Source organism: Paraburkholderia sp. FW306-02-B (genome assembly GCF_058782725.1).
Map to the genome: position 1 here is coordinate 2,831,052 of NZ_JBYSXZ010000002.1, position 20,402 is coordinate 2,851,453.

The window sequence follows — 20,402 nt, forward strand, 5'->3', positions numbered from 1 at the left end:
GGTCGCCGCGTGGGCGCGAGGACCACTGGGCTCCTAAGGAGACGTTCGCGAGGCGATCGTGGAGATAGCGTCGCTGGAATTGGCCAGCCTTTCGCCGGCCAGCAGCATGCGCCAGCGCGTCAGATACTTTCACTCGCCTTCAGAAAATCGACAAAGGCACGCAACGGTGCGGGCAAGTGGCGACGCCCCGGATAGTAAAGAAACGGCCCCGAGAAGCGCTGCCACCACGGCTCCAGGATCGGCTCCAATGCTCCGCTATCGAGATGAGGGCGCAGCATATCTTCGAAAAGGTGAATGACGCCCACGCCTGCTACGGCCGTACTGATTGCAAGGTCGACTGCCGCGCCTGGCCTGACAAGCAGCGGTCCGGGAGGATCCAGCCGCACCACCTCGCCGTCCCGCTCAAAATCCCAGGTTGGCTTCGCGCCGCCGGCAAACTGGCCGCGCAAGCATGCATGAGACAGCAGGTCGCGCGGGTGCTTGGGTCTGCCGTGCATGTCGAGATAGCCTGGCGCCGCAGCCGTAGCGAAACGCTGCACACGTGGCCCGATCGGGGTGGCGATCATGTCCTGCTCGAGTCGCTCGTCATAGCGAATGCCCGCGTCGCAGCCGATCGAAAGCACATCGACGAACCCATCCTCGACCACGACCTCCACGCGGATGCCGGGATAAGCCTTGAGGAACGGCGCGATGACGGTGGGCAATACGATCCGCGCGGCGCTCGACGGCACGTTGAGTTTGAGCGTGCCCGTCGGCTTATCTCTGAACCCGTTCAGGACATCCAGCGCCCCTTCCATCTCGTTGAACAACGGCGTCAGCTTTTCGATGAGACGCAGTCCCGCTTCGGTCGGGGCCACGCTGCGTGTAGTCCGGTTGAGCAGCCGCAGATCGAGCTTCGACTCGAGGCGACGTACGGCGATGCTGAGGCTCGAGGCAGAGACGCCACTGATTCGGGCCGCGTCACGAAAGCCGCCGGCGCGTGCGACTGAAACGAATGCGGCAAGATCGTTGAACTCCATAGCCATTGTTCACTTTGTTAAACAACCTGTGCAATTTAGATCGGATTATCTAACAACACAAACATCTCCATACTGGCGCTCAGCATTCATCAAGGAGAGCGCCATGTCGAAGTTCACGTCTGTCAATACATTTCCACTTGCAGGTCATCCCGTTCATCGTGTGGGCTACGGTGCCATGCAGCTTGCCGGACCCGGCGTATTCGGGCCGCCGAAAGATCGTGACGCGGCCATCGCGGTGCTGCGCGAAGCGGTGGCGTCGGGCGTCAATCACATCGATACGAGCGACTTCTACGGGCCGCACATCACCAACCAGCTCATTCGCGAAGCGCTCCATCCGTACCCGGACGACCTTGTGATCGTCACCAAGGTGGGCGCCGTCCGCGGTGACGACGGCTCGTGGCTACCGGCGCTCGAACCGGAAGATATCGAGCGCGGGGTCCACGACAACCTCCGCAACCTCGGTGTCGATGCGCTCGACGTCGTCAACATGCGGATCATGGGCAGCGTTCACGCCCCCGCTGAAGGATCGATCGAAAAGCAGGTCGCGGCCCTTGCCGAACTTCAGCGCCAGGGGCTCGTGCGTCACATCGGCCTCTCCAATGTCACCTCGGCTCAGGTCGCCGAAGCGCAGGGCATCGCGGAGATCGTCTGCGTGCAGAACCATTACAACCTGGTCCATCGAGAAGACGACGCGCTGGTCGACGAACTCGCGGGCAAGGGCATTGCCTACGTGCCGTTCTTCCCGCTTGGCGGATTCACGCCGATTCAATCGTCAGCGCTGTCCAAGGTCGCCCAGATGATCGGCGCGACGCCGATGCAGGTGGCGCTCGCCTGGCTCCTCCATCGTGCGCCTAACATTCTGCTGATTCCGGGCACTTCGTCGCTCGAACATCTGCGTGAAAACATGCACGCGGCGCAATGGAGCTTACCGGACACGGTGCTCGCTGAACTGGACGCGATAGGAAGCGTCAACGGGGAAAAGTGAAGCGCGCATTCGGCCGCGAATGATCGGTGTTTACCCGCCAAACCCTCTCTCGCGCTTGCAACACCCTCCGGGGCGACACAAAATGTAAGCGCTAACACGATGCCGTCTATACCGGATTAGCATAAATAGCACGCTAATGCCTTGATGGCGCCTCAAAATGTAAGCGCTACCATACATTTAGAAGTCTCAATTCTCGATCCCGGCGCGCGCCGAACGGGACGAACTTGACGCGCAACTTCCGGCCGCCTGACATCGTATCGGCGCGGCCCGCCACACCTCGACCGAAAACATGAAACGGAGACAACGATCATGAGCGCAACCCCGAGCCACGAGCAGGCCCCACCGAGAATCCGCCGCGCCCAGATCGTGGCGCTCACGCTGCTGATGGTGAGTGGCATCGTCAACTATATGGACCGCGGGACGCTCGCCGTCGCTAATCCGCTGATCCGCCACGACCTCGGTCTGTCGCTGGGTCAGATGGGGTTGCTGCTCTCCGCGTTCTCCTGGAGCTATGCGCTATTCCAGTTGCCGGTGGGCGGGCTCGTCGACCGGATCGGGCCGCGCAAGCTGCTCGGCATCGGCCTGATCGTCTGGTCGCTCGCGCAGGCCGCCGGCGGCTTCGTCTCGACCTTCGGCTGGTTCATCATTGCGCGGATCGTGCTCGGCATCGGCGAGGCGCCGCAGTTTCCGTCGGCGGCACGCGTCGTCAGCAACTGGTTTCCGCTGCGTGCGCGCGGCAAGCCGACGGGCATCTTCAACTCGGCGTCCCCGCTCGGCACGGCACTCGCGCCGCTTTGCCTGTCGATCCTCGTCGTGCAGTTTCACTGGCGCTGGGCGTTCATCGTGACGGGCATCGCCGGCCTGATCGTGGCGGCCGTCTGGCTTGCGATATATCGCGATCCCGCGAAGGCCACGATGACCGAAGCCGAGCGGCGCTATCTCGAAGGCGACGAAGCGGATCGCAAGCCGGCGCCCTCGCTGACCTTCGCCGACTGGCGTTCGCTGTTTTCGCACGGAACGACGTGGGGCATGCTGATCGGCTTCTTCGGCTCGGTCTACCTGAACTGGGTGTACCTCACCTGGCTGCCGGGCTACCTGACGATGGAGCGTCACATGAGCCTGATGCATACGGGCGTCGCGGCATCCGTGCCGTTCTTCTGCGGCTTTCTCGGCTCGCTCACGGCTGGCTGGTTTTCCGATCTCATTACGAGCCGAAGCACGAGCCCGGTCGCGAGCCGCCGCAATGCGGTGGTGATCGCGATGCTCGGCATGGTCGCGTTCACGATTCCGGCTGCGCTCGTCGAGAGCAATGCGATCGCAATCGTGTGCATCTCGGTGGTGATCTTCCTCGCCAACGCCGCATCCGCAAGTTCCTGGGCCCTCGCGACAGCCGCGGCCCCGCCGAACCGCGTCGGCTCGCTCGGCGCGATTCAGAATTTCGGCGGTTTTCTGGGCGGTGCGCTCGCGCCGATCCTGACCGGCTACATCGCGCAGAACTGGTCGTTCGTACCCGCACTGCTGACGGCTGCGGGCATCGCGTTCGTCGGCGCGATGAGCTATCTGCTGCTCGTGCGCAAGCCGATCACGGACCAGCCCGCGCGCGCCGAAACCGTTCGAGCGTCGGCGTGACGTCAGTTCGCGTCCCGGCCCATACAACCCCCTCCGAGAGGTAACCATGACGACCGCTACACAAACCGCCACTTCAATCGAAGGCATCGTTCCCGTGATGCTGACCCCGTTCGGCGCTTCCGGCGCGATCGACTACACCGGGCTCGAACGCCTGATCGAGTGGTATATCGCTCACGGCTCCGACGCGCTGTTCGCCGTCGCACAGTCGAGCGAGATGCAGTTCCTGAGCCTTGCCGAGCGCGGCGCGCTGGGCAAGTTCGTCGTCGAAAAGGTGGCGGGCCGCATTCCCGTCGTGGTGTCGGGCCACATCTCCGACGACCCCGACGCCCAGGCCGAAGAGCTCAACGTCGCCGCGGGAACGGGTGCCCAGGGCATCGTGCTCGTGACCAACCGGCTCGACCCGAAGCGCGAGGGAACGGAGGTCTTCGCCGCGAATCTCAAGCGGCTCCTTACGCGCCTTCCGTCCGAGATTCCGCTCGGTCTTTACGAATGCCCGGCGCCGTATCGGCGGCTGCTCTCCGACGACGAACTGAAGCTGTGCATCGATACCGGCCGCTTCATCATGCTGAAGGACGTGAGCTGCGATCTCGATACCGTCAAGCGGCGTGTCGCGCTCGCGCAGGGTTCGCCGCTGAAGATCCTGAACGCGAACGCGGCAATCGCGTGGGATGCGATGAAGGCCGGCTCGGCAGGCTTCAACGGCGTGTTCACGAACTTCCACCCTGATCTGTATAAGTGGCTGCGCAACGACGCGGCACAGGATCCGGCGCTTGCCGGGGAACTGGCGACGTTTCTCGTGCTTGCCGCAGTATCCGAAGCGCTCGGCTATCCGGCGCTCGCGAAGATCTACCACCAGCGCATCGGCACGTTCGACTCGATTCGCTGCCGCGTGATCGACTACGACGTGCGCGAACGCTTCTGGGCGCTCGATGCGGTGCTCGACAAGATCGTCGCCGGCACCGAGCATTTCCGCGCGCGCATCGCCGCGCCCGGCGCGGGCCGCCAGGTTCACGGACGTCTCCCGTGAGGGCTTCGCGATAACCGGAACGTCTGCGCCGACGGCCATGTTCGCTCACGCTTCGCATGCGCACGCGGCGGTAAGATGGCGGGCGTTGCGCCACTCACCCGCCACTCAGCCTCTGCTTCCTGACCCGATGCCCGACTCCTTCGACCCGCCGGCCGCCGCCCGGACCCCGACCAGCCGTGCCCGCCGCAACACGGGCCGCACCGTGCTTGCCGATGTCGCCAAGCTCGCGGGGGTATCGACGGCGACCGTGTCGCGGGTCTACAACGAGCCGGACAAGGTCTCGGCGAACGTGCGCGAGCGCGTCGAGCATGCCGCGCTCCAGCTCAACTGGTTTCCGAACGCGGCGGGACGCGCCCTCGCATCCACGCGCAGCCACATTGCCGGCATCATCATTCCGACACTCGACGACCAGGTGTTCGCCTCGCAGGTGAGCAGCATGCAGGCCGCGTTCGCGGCACGCGGCATCACGCTCGTGCTCGGCTGCTCGAACTACGATCCCGCCCAGGCGCTCATGCAGGTGCGCGCGATGCTCGCGCGCGGCGTCGAGGCAATGGCTATCGTGGGCGAGGCGCATCCGCCCGAACTGTTCGAAGCATTGCGGCGCTATCGCGTGCCTTATGCGGTCACGTATGCGTATCGCGAGGGCAGCCCGCACATCTGCATCGGCTTCGACAATCGCGCGGCCTACGAGGAGATCACCGAACATCTGCTCGGCCTCGGGCACCGCTCGTTCGCGGTCTGCATCCAGCCGACGCGCGACAACGATCGCGTGCAGGCGCGCGTCGCGGGCATCCGCTCGACGCTCGAACGCCACGGCCTCGCCGTACGGCCGGAGCACATGTTCGAAGGCGAATCGACGATCGGATTCGGACGGCGCAGCCTGCGCGCGATCTGGCAATCGCCCGCCGAGCACCCGAGCGCGATCATCTGCGGCAACGACCACATCGCGCTTGGCGTACTGCGCGAGGCCGAGGAACTGGGTATCGCGATTCCCGGTGAACTGTCCGTGACGGGCTTCGACGATCTCGCGATCGCGAAAGAAATGCGCCCGGCGCTGACGACGATGCGTGTCGACACCGCCGAGATCGGACGGCTCGCGGCACAGCACCTGCTCGACGCGCTCGATGGCAAACGCCCGCAACAGGGATACGAGGTACATGCGCAATTGCAGGTTCGGCAGTCGACAGGGCCGTGCCCGGGATAGTTTCGCGGTGCTCCATGCGACGGAAGGAACCAGCCGGGTGAAGCCGGAGGACCGGTAGCCGACGCCGCTCACCGATACGCGGCCCAGCGCACGCAGGCTCTCTGCGACTCGTGTTCGTAAGCCAATAGCCACATCACCAGCATCACCGACAGAATGGGATGTGTCTACCGTACCGGCAGGCATGCGTGGCTACCGCGAGCAGCCATTCCTGCATAAGGAAAATCGTATGTTGATGCGTGACGTAATCCCTAACGCTCTGAACCGAGGATCCGCCCTTCTTTCAGAGAACCCGACGACTCTGGTTTCACCAAAGACCTTCCATTATGCGTTCGACATTTATCTAAAGGACTCGAATGCGTTCATGAACACGTATTTCTCGCGATACTTCGAGTGGCAGGGTGTTTGCCGCGAGCGGTGGTTTCACGAGTGCGTCCACAACGACTTGCTGGGATCGGACGGCATGTTTGTGACCAAACGCGCACACCAGGAATACGTACATGAAACTTTCCCTTTCCAGCAGGTGGATTGCTATCTGAACACCGTGCAGGTCAGGCACTGCTCGGCGTACCTGCTCTTTCGCTTCTGCGTGGACGGACGCCAGGTTTCGCAGGGCTACCAGCAAATCCTGTACGCCGGACGGGACCGGAAGATCAGGCGGTTCCCAGACGGAATCATCGAGCGGGTGAAGGAGTATGAACTGCCGTTTTCGGCGCTGACGGACTGATAACAACGCTTAACTTTCGCCCTTAACGCCGGCGCCGGGAACGCGCCGGCGGTTCGCGCAGTGCGCGGTCCGCCGGCGTGCCCGGTACCGGCAACCGCACGGTGAAGGTGGTGTGCGCGCCGCGCATCGAACTGCATTCGATACTGCCGCCCAGAAGCTCAGCAGCGCGGCGGCAGAACGCGAGCCCCATTCCCGCGCCGCTTCCGTGCAGCTTGGTCGAGAAGAAGGCGTCGAAGATATGTGGCAACACGTCGGGCGCGATGCCCGGCCCCGTGTCGCGGAATCGCAGTACGCAGAAATCCTGCTCCTGAACGGCACTGATTGTGATGTGGCCGTCGCCGCCCACGCGAATAGCGTGCAACGCGTTTTTCAGCAGGTTGAACAGGACAAAAACCACCAGCGTGTCCGAACCTGAAAAGCACGTGGCCCCGTCGATGGGCACCAGTGTTACGCATGCACGTTCGTCGCCCCGGAACGGATAACGCTCCAGCGCAGACGCCACGCATTGCTGTATGGAATGAGGGCTGAAGCGGCTACGATCCAGACGCTCAAGGGTAAAAGACGCGAGTGCCATTTCGACCATCGCGCTGGTACCCGATACCTCCCGTCTGATCGCCGTTGCGAGTTGACTTATGCGCTCGGACTGTCCGGAATGCACGTGATCGTCATAGAGCCCGTGCGTGACGGCCAGCCGGTAGCCTTTGAACACGTGAGTCCATACGCTCGAGATTTCGTCCGCGTGCATGGCAATCGTCGCCAGCGGAGTCGCGATCTCGTGCGCGATGGTTGCCGCGAGTGCATACGGATGGATCAGGTGATAGCGGACGATCGTGATCGCGAGAAGCCCCAAGCTAAGGGCGATGAACAGCACACCCGGAGGATAGAACGCGTAGCCGTAGTTAACCGCGTAATCGACTGCTGCGAACGAGTACAGGCAAAGGCTGGCAAAGCAGAGATTGACGCGCCTGCGCGCTTCACCACCTGCCTTCTCGCGGGCAGCAAGAAGAAGCTGTCCGCTGCGTGCGGCAAGTAACACGGTCTGCACTACGTGCAAAGGATGCAGAGGTCCGGCGATCGGATAGTAGCCAAAGAAGAACCTTCGGTAGCCGGCGACGACTTCGTCACCGGGAAGCAGCACGGCGAGGACGAGACACACACCGTAGGACGCGAGCAATAAGGGCTGCTCACGGCGCCTCGCCGCCACCTCCGTGACGAAGTGGTAAAACGTGGTGGGCAGAAAAAGAATGAAGAGGTAGCCTACCCTGACCAGCACGCCTGCGATCTGGGCATTCTCCGTCTGGAACAGCAATGTCCATGTGCCTTGCCATGCAAATGTCGTCGCGCACATCAAAAGGAATGGCGCGGATAGACGCGTGACACCTTGGGTGATGAGTACGTAAAGGCCGAACACCACAAACAGCGCAGACACGAAAGCAGTCGGAATGGCGTACATGAGGCTCGATGTGTCTCGAAACGTTGGTCTATTCCGGCATTTTTACAGGAGAGCCCGCGAGAACGCAGACCGATGCTTTATCCCGGTCATCCGGGCGTTCGCCGATTCCGATCATTCCGCCATTGCGAAAACGTCAGAAGGTCCAAACCCACGTCGGTCGCGTCTATTCTGGTCCAGCAATAGAAAGCGTCATCCCAGCCGGGAATTTTATGGGGTGTTAGCGTCCTGAAGTCCGCATCGGGACGGAAAGCCAGGTGCGGCCAGAATAGCGGCATCGCCTCTCGCACCGACATCTGCCTCAACAATTTCGTCGGCCCGCCCTCATCCGCCACAATCTCGCCTTGGGATATCCAATCGTTCTCAGCCCAGGCAAGGAAAACGCTCGGGTTTCCAGCGCGGTCGAACATCAAGATGGCATTCTGCTCCGGACGCCAGTAGTACTCGACGATACCTTCTGCGGCAACCACATCGTCGATGACCCTCCTCGTTCTCGGATCACAATAGGTCATGCCGTTCTCGCCTAATCCAAGCCAGCCTCCTTCTGAGCAATGCCTGTTTCTGGCGTCCTTCAGAAAATGTACCAATCTGTTTGCTGACTCTGCGTCAGTTTTTCTCAGATATAGATCGACGATTCCGGCATTGAAGGCCTTTACCGCGACTGTCTCGTCCGCGACGCCTGTCAGGAGCACCTTTGCGCAACGCAAATTGGATATGGACGAAAGGAATTCGACGCCACTCAGTCCAGGCATGTCGTAATCGACGACAACCGCAGCCACCTCCGCAAATCGGGCACCTTGGGTCAAGATGTCCCGCTCTGCCGAGCTTTCGACAAACCGCTCAAAACCGGTCTCGCTCAGACAGGCATTCGCCGGCGCAAACTCTAGCGAAATCTCGCGAGCATGTTGACGGATGAAAGCGAGCGCGGTCTGAGGTCGCGTGAAAAACAGATTGGTGGAAATGTCCGGGAAAAATCGGCGCAGTGCATCAAGGTAGCTGTCGTTGTCGTCCACGAAAACAACAGATGCCGGATAAAAAACAGGTGGTCGAATAAAGTTTTTCATATTTTCACGTGGTTCATCACGGCGCCGCGGGGGCAACGGCGGCAGAACAGCAACCATACGAAAAGGCCTATCCATGCGACATGTCGCGGCGCGACGGCCCCCGAGCATGAAAAGCGGCCGATACCCAGACCGTCAGCCGCGTCTCCACCGCCTTGTTTTGCCGCTTTCGGTCACCACGTACTCTCAGTGGACTATGCGGTGCGCCTCGCGCCTGCTTACACGCCGGTTTTTCTAATGCTGGCTGTCGGGCCGATTCCCGCTGAACCGTATAGTACCGGGGTCTTTGCATTAACAGTACAAACTTGCGTTGCCTTTCCCCCGGTATATGCGGATTGAATACATCGGGAAGGATGGGTCGCCCCGATCGATCTGCAAAACACTCCGGCTGCCATAGATCTCGACACACTTGCTTACGCGCTTGCCAGCCTTGGGGTGCGATAGTCAACTATTTCAAGCACCGCCGAGCTAGCAAACGCGCAAGCATCCAAGGTTTGAGAAACTTTTCTCATTGGCGAGGCGGGTGCGCGCTTCTCATCATTCTCGGCCCTTCACGAAATTATTTCGTGTCTGCGAACTTATTGAAGTTGCGCGACCGGCATCAAGCGCCGAGACGATCAATGGAAATTGCGCAAGAACAATCAAATAGCCCTCGCGTCATTGGCATATAGTGCTCCCTGACCACTGTCATGAAAACGATGAATCCCTATGCACAAGCACGTTGTTTCATTGATGTCGATCAGTGATAAGGAGAACGATATGATATTCAGGACAGCCCGTGAAATGATACACGCGTTGCAGTCCCGCGAGATCTCAGCCGTCGAACTGTTTGACGAAGCCGTGGTTCGCATCGAACGTTACGACGGCCTGACGAATGCCGTCGTGGTGCGAGACTTCGAGCGTGCGCGTCTGGCCGCGGCAGAGGCAGATGCCGCCCTCAGGCGAGGCGAACGTCGTCCGCTGCTCGGCGTGCCGATGACCGTGAAGGAGTCCTTCGGCATGGCGGGGTTGCCGAAGACCTGGGGGATGCCCGGCACCGAGAAAATCGCGATTGCCGAGGACGCGGTCGCTGTGCAACGTCTTAAGCATGCGGGGGCCGTCATTCTGGGGAAGACCAACGTCGCCACGATGCTGGGCGACTGGCAGACCTGCAATCCCGTGTACGGCGTCACCAACAACCCCTGGGATCTCACACGCACGCCCGGCGGCTCGTCCGGTGGTTCGGCGGCTGCGTTGGCCGCTGGGTTCGTTCCGCTCGAACTCGGCAGCGACTTTTACGGCTCCCTGCGGGTTCCGGCGCATTGCTGCGGCATCTATGCGCATAAGCCCAGTCACGGCCTTGTGCCTATGCGCGGCGCAGGCCCGCCAGGCAGCCCGATGTTATCGGTGAGCGTCGATCCCGACCTCGTCGTGGCGGGACCCATGTCGCGCAGCGCCGGCGATCTCGCGCTGGCTCTCGATGTGCTGGCCGGCCCCGACGACGCGCAGGCGGCGGCCTACCGCCTCGAGCTTCCGCCCCCTCGCCGTACCCGGCTTGCCGACTTCAGGGCGCTCATGCTTGAAGACCATCCGGTGGTACCGATCTCCGACGAGGTACGCGCGGCCATGCGGCGTTTTCGTCAGCGGCTTGAGGGAGCCAGCTGCACAGTGGCGACTGGGAGTGCCTTGCTGCCCGACCTGGGGCTCGTGATGCGCACCTTAGGCCAGCTATTTTTGTCATTCATGGGCGCAGACATGCCACTTGAGGAATATCGCGCGCTTCAGGAGCAAGCGGCCCGTTTACCCGCGAGCGACACCAGTGACGCTGCGATGGAGTCACGCGGTCTTGTGCTCAGCCATCGCGACTGGATTGCTGCCGACCGCACCCGGGTTGCCCTGATGCATCGGTGGCGCCAGCTCTTTCGGGAATGGGATCTCGTACTTTGCCCCGTACTGCCGACAACGGCCTTCACGCATGACCACTCTGACATCCGCTCCCGCCGTCTGGAAATCGACGGCAGGCAGATTGCCTACACTCAACAGGCCCTATGGCAGAGTCTCGCAACCTTGACTGGATTGCCCGCGACCGCATTTCCAATCGGCTTGGGGGAAAGCGGCTTGCCCATCGGGCTCCAGGCGATAGGTCCCTACCTCGAGGACCGGACGCCCATCGCCTTTGCTGAACTAGCCGAGCGCGAATTTGGCGGATTCGTGCAGCCGCCGGCCTTTGCCGAATCGTGACGTGCCCGGGAACTGAACATTGCTAAACAATTTGCCACGGCTTAGACGCAAACCTCGGATAGCATATTGAAAGCACACGTTCCGGAAACGGTACGGTGTTTCCGTGAATGACCAACCTGTTGGGAGCATCCAGAATGAGCATCTTTGGCGATATTGTGAACAAGCTGTTTGGAAAGGCAAAGCCGGATCAACAGCCGCCCGCGGCGGAACCGACACCGGATCCCGCGGCAGCACAGGCTGCCGCCCCGGATGCCGCGCCAGCCCCCGCGCCGTTGACCGACGTCGACGTCGAAGCCGTGATGGATCAGTTTGTCAGTGAAAGCGGGCAAACGCTGAACTGGCGCACGTCAATCGTCGACACAATGAAGGCGCTCGGCGTCGACAGCAGCCTCGAGCATCGCAAACAGCTCGCCCAGGAACTCAAGTACGGCGGCGACATGAACGACTCGGCGAGCATGAACATCTGGCTGCACAAGCAGGTGATGGCGGCGCTGGCGGCGAACGGCGGGAAGTTGCCGCCCGACCTCGCGGCCTGAATTCGCTTCTGACGCCCACCTGACCGAGGGTCTTTCACCGTTCGCCTCGTTAATTGAACGGACTGGACCTTGAAAAACCCGCGGAACCTGTATATATGTACAGTATGTTTGCATATACAGTTCCGGAGGTCGTCATGGAGCATCTGGTGCGCGTGCAGAATGAACGGGACCGCCGCACGCTCGCGTGGCTGCGGGCGCAGGTCGGCGACGCGGCAATCGCGCAAGCGGCGCAGCAATGCGGCGGAGCGGCGAAGCCATACCTGTCGGCGGTCTGCCGAACGCTCGGTGTGACTGCGCCGCGATTCAGTTCGCTGCGTCCAAGCGCGGCCGCCGAGCAGTCGCTGGCGACGATCCGGCAGATACTGACTTCCCGGAACACGCCGGCGCGTGAACGGGCGCATCGCTGGTGAAAACCTCCGCCGCGTGTCTTAGGGCCGCCAGACCGGGCCCTCAGGAAAGTCATACTGATCGAGCGATGCCGCATGCATCTCGATACTGTAGCCGGGACGTTGCGGCGGCATATAACGGCCTTTGCGGATCACGACAGGATCGACGAAATGCTCGTGCAGATGATCCACGTACTCGAGTACCCGGTTTTCTAGCGACGCCGACACGCAGATATAGTCGAAAAGCGAAATGTGCTGAACGTACTCGCACAAGCCGACACCGCCCGCGTGCGGACATACGGGCACGCCAAATTTCGCCGCCATCAGCAGGACGACGATCACCTCGTTCAGACCGCCCAGGCGGCAGCTGTCTACCTGACAGAAGTCGATTGCGTGCGCCTGCAGCAACTGCTTGAACATCACACGGTTATGGCAGTGCTCGCCCGTCGCCACGCCGATTGGCCGAATCCGCTGGCGGATGGCCGCGTGGCCGAGAATGTCGTCGGGACTCGTGGGTTCCTCGATCCACCACGGATCGAATTGCGCCAGGCGCCGCATGTTGACAACCGCTTCATCGACATCCCACACCTGGTTCGCATCCATCATCAGCTTGCGGTTTTCGCCGATTTCTTCACGCAGAATGCGGGCTCGGCGCATATCTTCTTCGAGATTGCCGCCCACCTTCTGTTTGAAGTGCGTCCAGCCCTGCGCGACGCCTTCACGCGCGAGCCGGCGGATCTTGTCGTCGTCGTAGCCGAGCCAGCCTGCCGAAGTCGTGTAGGCCGGATAGCCACGCGCCAGCATGTCCTTTTCGCGCTCACCCCTGGTTTTTGCATGGCGGTGCAGCATGGCGATGGCTTCATGCGGCGTAATCGCGTCGGTCACATAGCGGAAGTCGAGACAACGCACGAGTTCTTCGGGGCTCATGTCGACGAGCAGCTTCCACACCGGCTTGCCTTGCGCTTTTGCCCACAAGTCCCAGACCGCATTCACGACAGCCGCCGTCGCCAGATGAATGGCGCCCTTGTCCGGGCCGATCCAGCGCAGCTGGCTGTCCGAGGTCAGCGCGCGCCAGAAAGCGCCCATGTTCGCCGCGATATCCTCCAGCGTTTTGCCGACGATCAGCGGGGCAAGCGCCTGTACCGCACTCACGCAGATCTCGTTGCCGCGCCCGATGGTGAAGGTGAGGCCATGGCCTGTGAGCGTCCGCGGCGAATCGGTTTCGAGCGTCACGTAGGCGGCGGAGTAATCCGGCGCGGCGTTCATCGCATCGGAGCCGTCGAGTGAACGCGAGGTCGGAAACCGAATGTCCCGCACGGACAGCCTGGTGATCGTGGGCATCTGCACACTCCCCTGGTCGACAGCTTTCGATTCGCGCCGATGAGCAAAGAGGGCCGTGGCGCCGAACGGCGCCGCGACCCTCCCTCTCTCGCCGCGCCCTGACAGCGACGGTCAGTCGTAGAGCACAGCGGCGATCTTGGGATCGCTCATATTGCTCTTGTCGTACCAATAGAAGCCCGTGTCGACTTTCCTGGGCAGCTTCTCGCCCTTCAGCGCCTTCACCGCGGAGTCGACGACGCATTTGCCGATGCCGACCGGGTTCTGCGTGATGGCGCCGGCCATCAGCCCCGAATTGATGTCCTCCTTCTGCTCCTTGCCGGAGTCGTAGCCAATCAGCACGAGCTTCTTGCCCGATTCCTTGACGCCGATCGCGGCACCCTCCGCCGAACCTTCATTGGCGCCGAAAATGCCCTTGAGATTGGGGTTGGCCTGGATCATCGCCTTGGCGATTTCCGCCGACTTCAGATGGTCGCCGCCGCCATATTGGACGGAGACGATCTTGACGTTCGGGTGCTTCGTCTTCATTTCATTGAGGAAGCCGTCGCGGCGATCGATGCCGGTGCGGCTGGTCTGGTCGTGCACGATCACGCCGACCTCACCGGCATTGCCGATCGCCTCGGCCATCTTGTCAGCGGCGAGGGCGGCCGCGGCAAGGTTGTCCGTCGCACACGTCGTCAGTGGAATGTCGCTGTCGACGCCAGAGTCGAAGGCGATGACCGGCATTTTGGCGGCCTGCGCCCGCTTCAACAGCGGAATGGCGGCTTTGCTGTCGAGCGCGGCGATGCCGAGCGCCTGGGGCTTCTTGGCGAGCGCGGCCGAGAGCATGTCGATCTGCTTATCGACCATGGCTTCGGTTTCCGGACCCTCGAAGGTGATCCTGACCTTATGCTCCTTCGCCGACTGTTCCGCGCCGGCTTTGACGGCCTGCCAGAACTGGTGCTGGAAGCCTTTCGAGATCAGCGGAATGTAGGCTTCGTCGGCGCGCGCAAGGCTCGTCCCGCCAATGAGCGCGCCAACGCCGACCACGACACCGATTAATCTTCTTTTCAACATGGTGTTTCTCCTCCTAAGGTGGGCCATTAACCTTCAGCCGTTGGGGGAGCCTTTGGCGCTCCCTTTCTTGATCTTGTCCTGTGCAACTTCAGCTTTTCTTGCGCCGCAAAATATCGGCATAAACCGCGAGAATGATGATGAGACCGGTCACCACGATCTGCCATTCCTGAGCGACGGACATGATGCGCAGGCCGTTGGTCAGCACGCTCATGATGAACGCGCCGATGATGGTGCCCAGAATCGTGCCCGCACCGCCGCTAAGCGAGGTCCCGCCGATCACCACGGCGGCGATCGCTTCGAGTTCATAGCCTTGCCCCAGCGCCGGCTGGGCCGAATTCAGGCGCGAGGCGATGAGCAGCCCGGCGACGCCGCAAATTGCCCCGGCCAGGCCGTAAATGGCGATCTTCCATCGATCGACATTCACACCGGAAAGGCGTACGGCTTCCTCGTTGCTGCCGAGCGCAAATGTGTAGCGGCCGAGCGCCGTGCGATTCAGCGTGATCGAACTCGCGACCGCAAGGAAAAACAGAATCAGGACCGCGTTTGGAATGGGCAGGCTCGGCAGTACATAACCGATCAGCGAATCCTGAGAGATCATGTAGAAGTTTTCGGTGTCGGTGAAATAGATCGGCTTGTCGGCCGAGACGACGAGCGAAAGCCCTTTCAGCAGCAGCATCATGCCTAAGGTGGCAATGAACGGCGGTATTTTCATTTTCGCCGTGAGGGTTCCCGAAATGGTTCCGCAGATCGCGCCGGTCCCAATCGCAGCAACGACGCCGATCCACATCGGCAAATGCCAAAAGGTCAGAAACACGCCGCAAATGACCGCCGTGAAGGTCATCAACGTGCCGACCGACAAATCGATGCCTCCGGTGATGATGACGAACGTGCACGCGATCGCCAGAACGCCGTTGACCGCCGTCGCCTGCAGAATCCCGAGCATATTGTCCGTCTGCATGAAGGCGGGCGAGGCGAAGCTGAAAAAAAACAGCAGCAGGATCAGGCTCGCGAAGGCGAGCAGCTTTTGCAGAGCGGCCGGCGCGAAGATGCGGGCTCTGAGGCCGGACGGCCGCCCCTCGTTAGCCAGCGCCGAAGTATCCGATCGCAGTGTCATAAAATGGACCTCTCCTCTCGAGGCTCACGCCGCTTTTAAGGTTTCGCGCTGCGTCGCCAATTGCATGATGCGCTCTTGCGTCGCCTCCGTGGCCGAGAGTTCGCCGGTGATGCGGCCCTCGCACATCACGACGATGCGGTCGCTCATACGCAAGATTTCCGGCAGTTCCGACGAAATCATCACGATCGCCTTGCCTTGCCCGGCGAGCGAGCGCAGGAGCTTGTAGATTTCGCTCTTGGCGCCGACGTCGATGCCGCGCGTCGGCTCGTCGAAGAAGAGCACGTCGCAGTCGCGCTCGAGCCATTTCGCAATGACAATTTTCTGCTGATTGCCGCCGGAGAGTAGCCGCACCTCCTGCGCCGCGGAGGGCGTACGAATGGCAAGCAGATTGATGAAATGGGAGGCCGTCCGGCGTATCTGAGCGCGGCGCAAGAAAAAGTTGAGCGACAGGAATTTGGGCAAGTTGGACATCACGATATTCGATTCGACGTCCATTTTGGTCGCAAGGCCGAAGCGCTTGCGGTCTTCCGAGAGATAGCCGATACCGCGCGCCACCGCGTCGCTCGGCGTCCTGATCGTCGCCTTCACGCCTCTCACGACAAGTTCGCCGGATTCGATCGGGTCGGCGCCGAACACCGCCCGCGCGACCTCGGTACGACCAGCGCCCATCAAGCCGGCAAAACCCAGTATCTCGCCTTTATGCAGCGTGAAGCTCACGTCTCTGACCAGCGGGCCGGCGTTCAGATTTTTTACTTCGAGTGCGACCTCGCCTTTGTCCGCGGCGCTGTTAGAAGGCGCGACGTCGATCAAAGTTCGCCCGACCATCATGCCGATGATCGCGTCGACGCTGGTGTCCCCGGCGGCGACGGTGGCCACGTATTCCCCGTCACGCAACACAGTGACGCGGTCGGAAATCTGTTTCAGCTCGTCCATCTTGTGTGAGATATAGATGATTCCCACGCCCCGGCTCTTCAGTTCGCGGATGATGCGGAAGAGCTCGGCGATCTCGGCGTCGTTGAGCGCCGAGGTGGGCTCGTCCATGATCAGGACGCGCGAATCGAAGGACAAAGCCTTGGCGATCTCGACCATCTGCTGCCTGGCGACCGTGAGGGTGCTGACAACCGCACGCGGGTCGAGAGTCACATGCATGCGGGCAAGGATGTCGCGCGCTTGCGCGTTGAGCTTGTCTTCGTCGAGGAACAGGCCGAAGCGTCCGCGCGGCTCGCGGCCGATGAACATATTCTGGGCGACCGTCAGATGATTCATCAACTGGAGTTCCTGATGAATAATGCAGACGCCCATGGCCTGCGCCTCGCGCGGGCTTAAGAACTCGACCGGCTCGCCGTCAAGGAGGATCTCGCCGGAATCCCGGGTGTACACGCCGGCGAGGATTTTCATCAGCGTCGACTTGCCGGCGCCATTCTCGCCCACCAGCGTATGGACTTCACCCGCCATGAGCTCGAACTGGACTTCGTGAAGCGCCCTCACGCCGGGAAAGCTCTTGCTGAGCCTTTTGACGGAAATGAGCGGGCTCATGGCGCGGATTTAACAACAATTCCGCGACCGCCGCTGGTCTCATCGCGAGAAGCGGGTCGAAAAAACGCCGGGCATTGCCGGGTATCGCGGCTGAAACCGCGGCTGAAATCGCAACGAGAAGCCAGACACATTGCTGGGGCCCCAAACCGATGTGCCACGATTTTACGACGCTGGACGGCAGCGGCTCAAGCGTAGGCATTCCCTAGTGTCTGAGCAAATGTATCTCACGCGTGTTTCCCACTATTTGCCGTCCCACCCGTTCCGTTTTGTGTGTGAGGCAATGAAACAGGCTGGTGCTGCCGATCATTCCGTGCGCTGCGGAGCGCAAGGCAGCGACGTGGGTCGATTAACTGTCACCGGTGCGGTCTTCTTCCCGGCCAGATCCGTCATTCCTGAAGGCGGATCGAACATAACGTCAATGTAATGTGAGCGTCAGTGTGCATCAATCTTCGCTGTGCAGAATAAGGGTTACGCACTCCCGTTTCCACGAGGTCGTGAGATTGCAGGCTTCATCCATGGCGGCGCGATGCCGACCAAACCTAAGTTCAGGAGGTAATTCACTATGAAAGCCCTTATCTATGCAGCGCTGATTGCCGGCGCACTTGCCACTCCGATTGCTTCTTTCGCACAGGACGCTACTGCTCCGTTGACGCGCGCCGAAGTCCGCGCGGATCTGGTTCGAGTCGAGCAGGCCGGATACCGGCCGGCCGCCAACGATCTGTACTACCCAGCAGATATTCAGGCGGCCGAGGCGCGTCTTCAAGCGCAGGATGTCACGGCGCCAGGAACCTCCTCGGGTGTAGGCGGTGTGTCGGATGGCTCCACGCAGGCGGGTGCGCCGCGGGCAAACGAAGGTAGTCACACAATCTACTTCGGTCACTGATGACCTCATGTCTCGCAAGCCAGCGCCGGCTGCTCGTGTCGGCGTATCAAGTGAGCAGTCGCGTTCGCCAAAGAAGAACGATATATAAATAATGATTTATTGTTATCGTTAAAAACATTAATTATCGTTAATTGACGGCAGGGCCTAGGCTGTAGTCATCCCCGTCGCAATGGGCTCAGGTCTCAGCACTTAAGTCTCCGGCCGGCGAGGGATGGGCGATCGAAGGAGAGGACCATGAACACCGCCGAGAAGTCCCTGCATTACCTGGTGGAAAAGTGGCTTGCGCCTGCCCCGCACACTCAAATTCGCGTAGTCCAGTTTGGGCGTCTACGCGAATATAGGAGACGCTACGTGCACGTCGAAGCATCAACTCCGAGCGGCTCCCGTGCAATCTTTTTCTTTCGGCACGACGACGGCTGCTGGTGCGTATTTCCGCCCCGGATCGCACGCCCCTCAATGACCAGTGATCGGTGGGCCGCTTGATCTGTATCACAAGCTCGAACAAGCGGTAAAGGGCAAACAGATTGCATCTTTTGTAGTCCGAATATAAATACTAAAGCCGATCCAGATCGCCCATGCCTGGCACACCGCGACCCACTTGTCCGGGTACCACAAACCTTTATGCCTTGCCGGAATGACTGTTATTCGGCCGGCGTGCCTTCTCCACTCGTTTGCATTGGTGGACTATCCGTCCAACGCAATGCAATACAACTTCAACACATCCCCGTCTGAAGAAGGAGATTGTCATGTCACTTCAAGCGAAACTCGACGCATTCAAAGCGGATTTCAAAGGCGGAAAGGCTCCATACTTTGCTCCGCCGGAAATCCATCCGGTCATGGAACGCGCTACGGCCGAACTGGTGGCGTCTGGTCAGGCTGAACGTGCTCTCAAAGCGGGCGACGTAGCGCCGGAATTTACCCTCAACGACCCGGATGGCAAACCTGTGTCGTCTGTCGAACTGCTGAAACGCGGGCCGCTCGTCATCAGCTTCTATCGTGGCGTGTGGTGCCCGTATTGCAACCTTGAACTGATGGCGCTTGAGGAAGCGCTGCCGTCGTTCAAAGCCGAAGGTGCCAATCTGGTCGCAATCTCACCGCAGAATGCCGTGAATAGCCGCAAGTCGGTCCGCACTAACAAGCTAGGCTTCCCGATCCTGAGCGACACGCACAATGACGTCGCAGCCGCGTTCGGCATCCGCTTTGCTCTGCCGGACTATCTGGTTGATCTGTACAAAAACCTCAAGAACGACCTGCCGGCGTTCAACGGCGACGATAGCTGGACTCTGCCGATGCCGGCGCGCTACGTGGTCGGGCAAGATGGAACGATCCTGTACTCCGAAGTGAACCCGGACTACACGCACCGCCCTGAGCCGCAAGACATGTTGCCCGTTCTCCGCCGCAAGGTCGCCTCGGCTTCGTAAGCCGGATCTGCTTCGCTCCCGACGCTTCAAGGTCGGCGAGAGCAAACGGGCGACGGGCGTCTAAACATCGAGACAACATGAAATCACGCACTTTTCTAGTAACGGGTGCCAGCAAAGGCATCGGCCGGGCCGTCGCACAGCGGCTGAACGCAGACGGGCACCGGGTTGTGGGACTGGCACGTCATGGCGACGACCCTGATTTCCCAGGAACGCTCGTGTCCGTCGACCTGTCCGACCGCGTGAAAACGCAGGCCACGCTCGACAAACTTGCATCGGAATATCACTTCGATGGTCTGGTCAATAACGTTGGGCTGGTGAAACCGCAGCGGCTGGGCGCCATCGACCTGGACACACTCGACTCCGTCATGTCGCTCAATCTGCATCCGGCTATACAGGCGGCGCAAGCGCTCCTGCCCAATATGAGCGCCCAGGGCTGGGGGCGAATCGTCAACATATCGAGCCTCACTGTCCTTGGCATCGTGGAACGTACCGCTTATGCTGCCGCCAAGTCCGCCCTGGTGAGCTTTTCACGTTCCTGGGCACTTGAGCTGGCGACCGCCGGCATCACGGTCAATTCCGTGGCGCCCGGACCCACGGAAACCGAACTCTTTAGAGCCAACAACGCACCGGGAAGCGAAGGCGAGCAGCGCTACCTCGCTGCTGTCCCAATGAAACGCTTCGGCAGGCCGGCTGAAATCGCTGCAGCCATTATTTTCCTGCTGTCCGAAGATGCTGCTTTCATTACAGGTCAAACGCTGTTGGTCGATGGCGGCGCCTCGATCGGTAAGGCTTCAATTTGAAGACCCGCTACCT

The 20,402-nt window shown here is 61.0% G+C and carries 19 protein-coding genes; 12 read left to right on the forward strand and 7 right to left on the reverse strand.

Annotated features, from left to right (window positions below):
- Positions 1–119 precede the first annotated feature (119 nt).
- Positions 120–1,019 carry a LysR family transcriptional regulator gene (locus AC3WOG_RS34010; RefSeq protein ID WP_492582106.1) on the reverse strand — a complete coding sequence of 300 codons (900 nt, stop codon included), beginning with the start codon at positions 1,017–1,019 and terminating at the stop codon, positions 120–122.
- A 103-nt stretch (positions 1,020–1,122) separates the two neighbouring features.
- On the opposite strand from AC3WOG_RS34010, the gene AC3WOG_RS34015 reads away from it, so the two are divergent.
- The 5 genes from AC3WOG_RS34015 to AC3WOG_RS34035 all read left to right on the forward strand — a co-directional run bounded on the left by AC3WOG_RS34015 (position 1,123) and on the right by AC3WOG_RS34035 (position 6,588).
- Positions 1,123–2,004 carry an aldo/keto reductase family oxidoreductase gene (locus tag AC3WOG_RS34015; RefSeq protein WP_492582107.1) on the forward strand — a complete coding sequence of 294 codons (882 nt, stop codon included), beginning with the start codon at positions 1,123–1,125 and terminating at the stop codon, positions 2,002–2,004.
- Between the two features lie 309 nt (positions 2,005–2,313).
- Positions 2,314–3,633 carry an MFS transporter gene (locus AC3WOG_RS34020; protein WP_492582108.1) on the forward strand — a complete coding sequence of 440 codons (1,320 nt, stop codon included), beginning with the start codon at positions 2,314–2,316 and terminating at the stop codon, positions 3,631–3,633.
- A gap of 46 nt (positions 3,634–3,679) precedes the next feature.
- On the forward strand, positions 3,680–4,660 hold the full coding sequence (locus tag AC3WOG_RS34025; protein WP_492582109.1) for a dihydrodipicolinate synthase family protein: 981 nt from the start codon (positions 3,680–3,682) through the stop codon (positions 4,658–4,660).
- 127 nt (positions 4,661–4,787) lie between these two features.
- Positions 4,788–5,864, forward strand: coding sequence for a LacI family DNA-binding transcriptional regulator (locus AC3WOG_RS34030; RefSeq protein ID WP_492582110.1), 1,077 nt, complete (start codon positions 4,788–4,790; stop codon positions 5,862–5,864).
- A 226-nt stretch (positions 5,865–6,090) separates the two neighbouring features.
- On the forward strand, positions 6,091–6,588 hold the full coding sequence (locus AC3WOG_RS34035) for an acyl-CoA thioesterase (RefSeq protein ID WP_492582111.1): 498 nt from the start codon (positions 6,091–6,093) through the stop codon (positions 6,586–6,588).
- Positions 6,589–6,610: 22 nt separating this feature from the next.
- Here the strand turns inward: AC3WOG_RS34035 and AC3WOG_RS34040 are convergent, their stop codons facing one another.
- Positions 6,611–8,041 carry a sensor histidine kinase gene (locus AC3WOG_RS34040; protein ID WP_492582112.1) on the reverse strand — a complete coding sequence of 477 codons (1,431 nt, stop codon included), beginning with the start codon at positions 8,039–8,041 and terminating at the stop codon, positions 6,611–6,613.
- A gap of 86 nt (positions 8,042–8,127) precedes the next feature.
- Positions 8,128–9,102: a response regulator gene (locus AC3WOG_RS34045; RefSeq protein WP_492582546.1), complete on the reverse strand. Its 975-nt coding sequence runs from the start codon at positions 9,100–9,102 to the stop codon at positions 8,128–8,130.
- A gap of 705 nt (positions 9,103–9,807) precedes the next feature.
- Here AC3WOG_RS34045 and AC3WOG_RS34050 point away from each other — a divergent pair.
- The 3 genes from AC3WOG_RS34050 to AC3WOG_RS34060 all read left to right on the forward strand — a co-directional run bounded on the left by AC3WOG_RS34050 (position 9,808) and on the right by AC3WOG_RS34060 (position 12,265).
- A complete protein-coding gene (locus AC3WOG_RS34050; RefSeq protein WP_492582113.1) occupies positions 9,808–11,319 on the forward strand; it encodes an amidase in 1,512 nt (503 codons plus the stop codon).
- Between the two features lie 134 nt (positions 11,320–11,453).
- On the forward strand, positions 11,454–11,855 hold the full coding sequence (locus AC3WOG_RS34055) for a DUF3597 domain-containing protein (RefSeq protein WP_492582114.1): 402 nt from the start codon (positions 11,454–11,456) through the stop codon (positions 11,853–11,855).
- A gap of 134 nt (positions 11,856–11,989) precedes the next feature.
- Positions 11,990–12,265 (forward strand): CppA family protein, encoded by a 276-nt coding sequence (locus AC3WOG_RS34060; protein ID WP_492582115.1) that lies wholly within the window; start codon positions 11,990–11,992, stop codon positions 12,263–12,265.
- A gap of 18 nt (positions 12,266–12,283) precedes the next feature.
- On the opposite strand, the gene AC3WOG_RS34065 is transcribed toward AC3WOG_RS34060, so the two are convergent.
- From AC3WOG_RS34065 to AC3WOG_RS34080, 4 genes are all read right to left on the reverse strand, one after another.
- Complete coding sequence (locus AC3WOG_RS34065; RefSeq protein WP_492582116.1) at positions 12,284–13,582, reverse strand: L-fuconate dehydratase; 1,299 nt, start codon at positions 13,580–13,582, stop codon at positions 12,284–12,286.
- A 111-nt stretch (positions 13,583–13,693) separates the two neighbouring features.
- Positions 13,694–14,635, reverse strand: coding sequence for an ABC transporter substrate-binding protein (locus tag AC3WOG_RS34070; protein ID WP_492582117.1), 942 nt, complete (start codon positions 14,633–14,635; stop codon positions 13,694–13,696).
- Positions 14,636–14,723: 88 nt separating this feature from the next.
- The gene (locus AC3WOG_RS34075) at positions 14,724–15,749 is read right to left on the reverse strand and encodes an ABC transporter permease (protein ID WP_492582118.1); all 1,026 of its coding nucleotides are present in this window, start codon (positions 15,747–15,749) and stop codon (positions 14,724–14,726) included.
- Between the two features lie 24 nt (positions 15,750–15,773).
- Positions 15,774–17,285 carry a sugar ABC transporter ATP-binding protein gene (locus AC3WOG_RS34080; RefSeq protein WP_492582119.1) on the reverse strand — a complete coding sequence of 504 codons (1,512 nt, stop codon included), beginning with the start codon at positions 17,283–17,285 and terminating at the stop codon, positions 15,774–15,776.
- A 562-nt stretch (positions 17,286–17,847) separates the two neighbouring features.
- Here AC3WOG_RS34080 and AC3WOG_RS34085 point away from each other — a divergent pair.
- The 4 genes from AC3WOG_RS34085 (at position 17,848) to AC3WOG_RS34100 (ending at position 20,389) form a co-directional block, all read left to right on the forward strand.
- Positions 17,848–18,168 carry a DUF4148 domain-containing protein gene (locus tag AC3WOG_RS34085; RefSeq protein ID WP_492582120.1) on the forward strand — a complete coding sequence of 107 codons (321 nt, stop codon included), beginning with the start codon at positions 17,848–17,850 and terminating at the stop codon, positions 18,166–18,168.
- Positions 18,169–18,402: 234 nt separating this feature from the next.
- The gene (locus AC3WOG_RS34090; RefSeq protein ID WP_492582121.1) at positions 18,403–18,651 is read left to right on the forward strand and encodes a hypothetical protein; all 249 of its coding nucleotides are present in this window, start codon (positions 18,403–18,405) and stop codon (positions 18,649–18,651) included.
- Positions 18,652–18,914: 263 nt separating this feature from the next.
- Entirely contained in the window at positions 18,915–19,589 is a 675-nt protein-coding gene (locus AC3WOG_RS34095; RefSeq protein ID WP_492582122.1) for a peroxiredoxin-like family protein, read from the forward strand.
- Positions 19,590–19,666: 77 nt separating this feature from the next.
- A complete protein-coding gene (locus tag AC3WOG_RS34100; protein WP_492582123.1) occupies positions 19,667–20,389 on the forward strand; it encodes an SDR family oxidoreductase in 723 nt (240 codons plus the stop codon).
- Positions 20,390–20,402 lie beyond the last annotated feature (13 nt).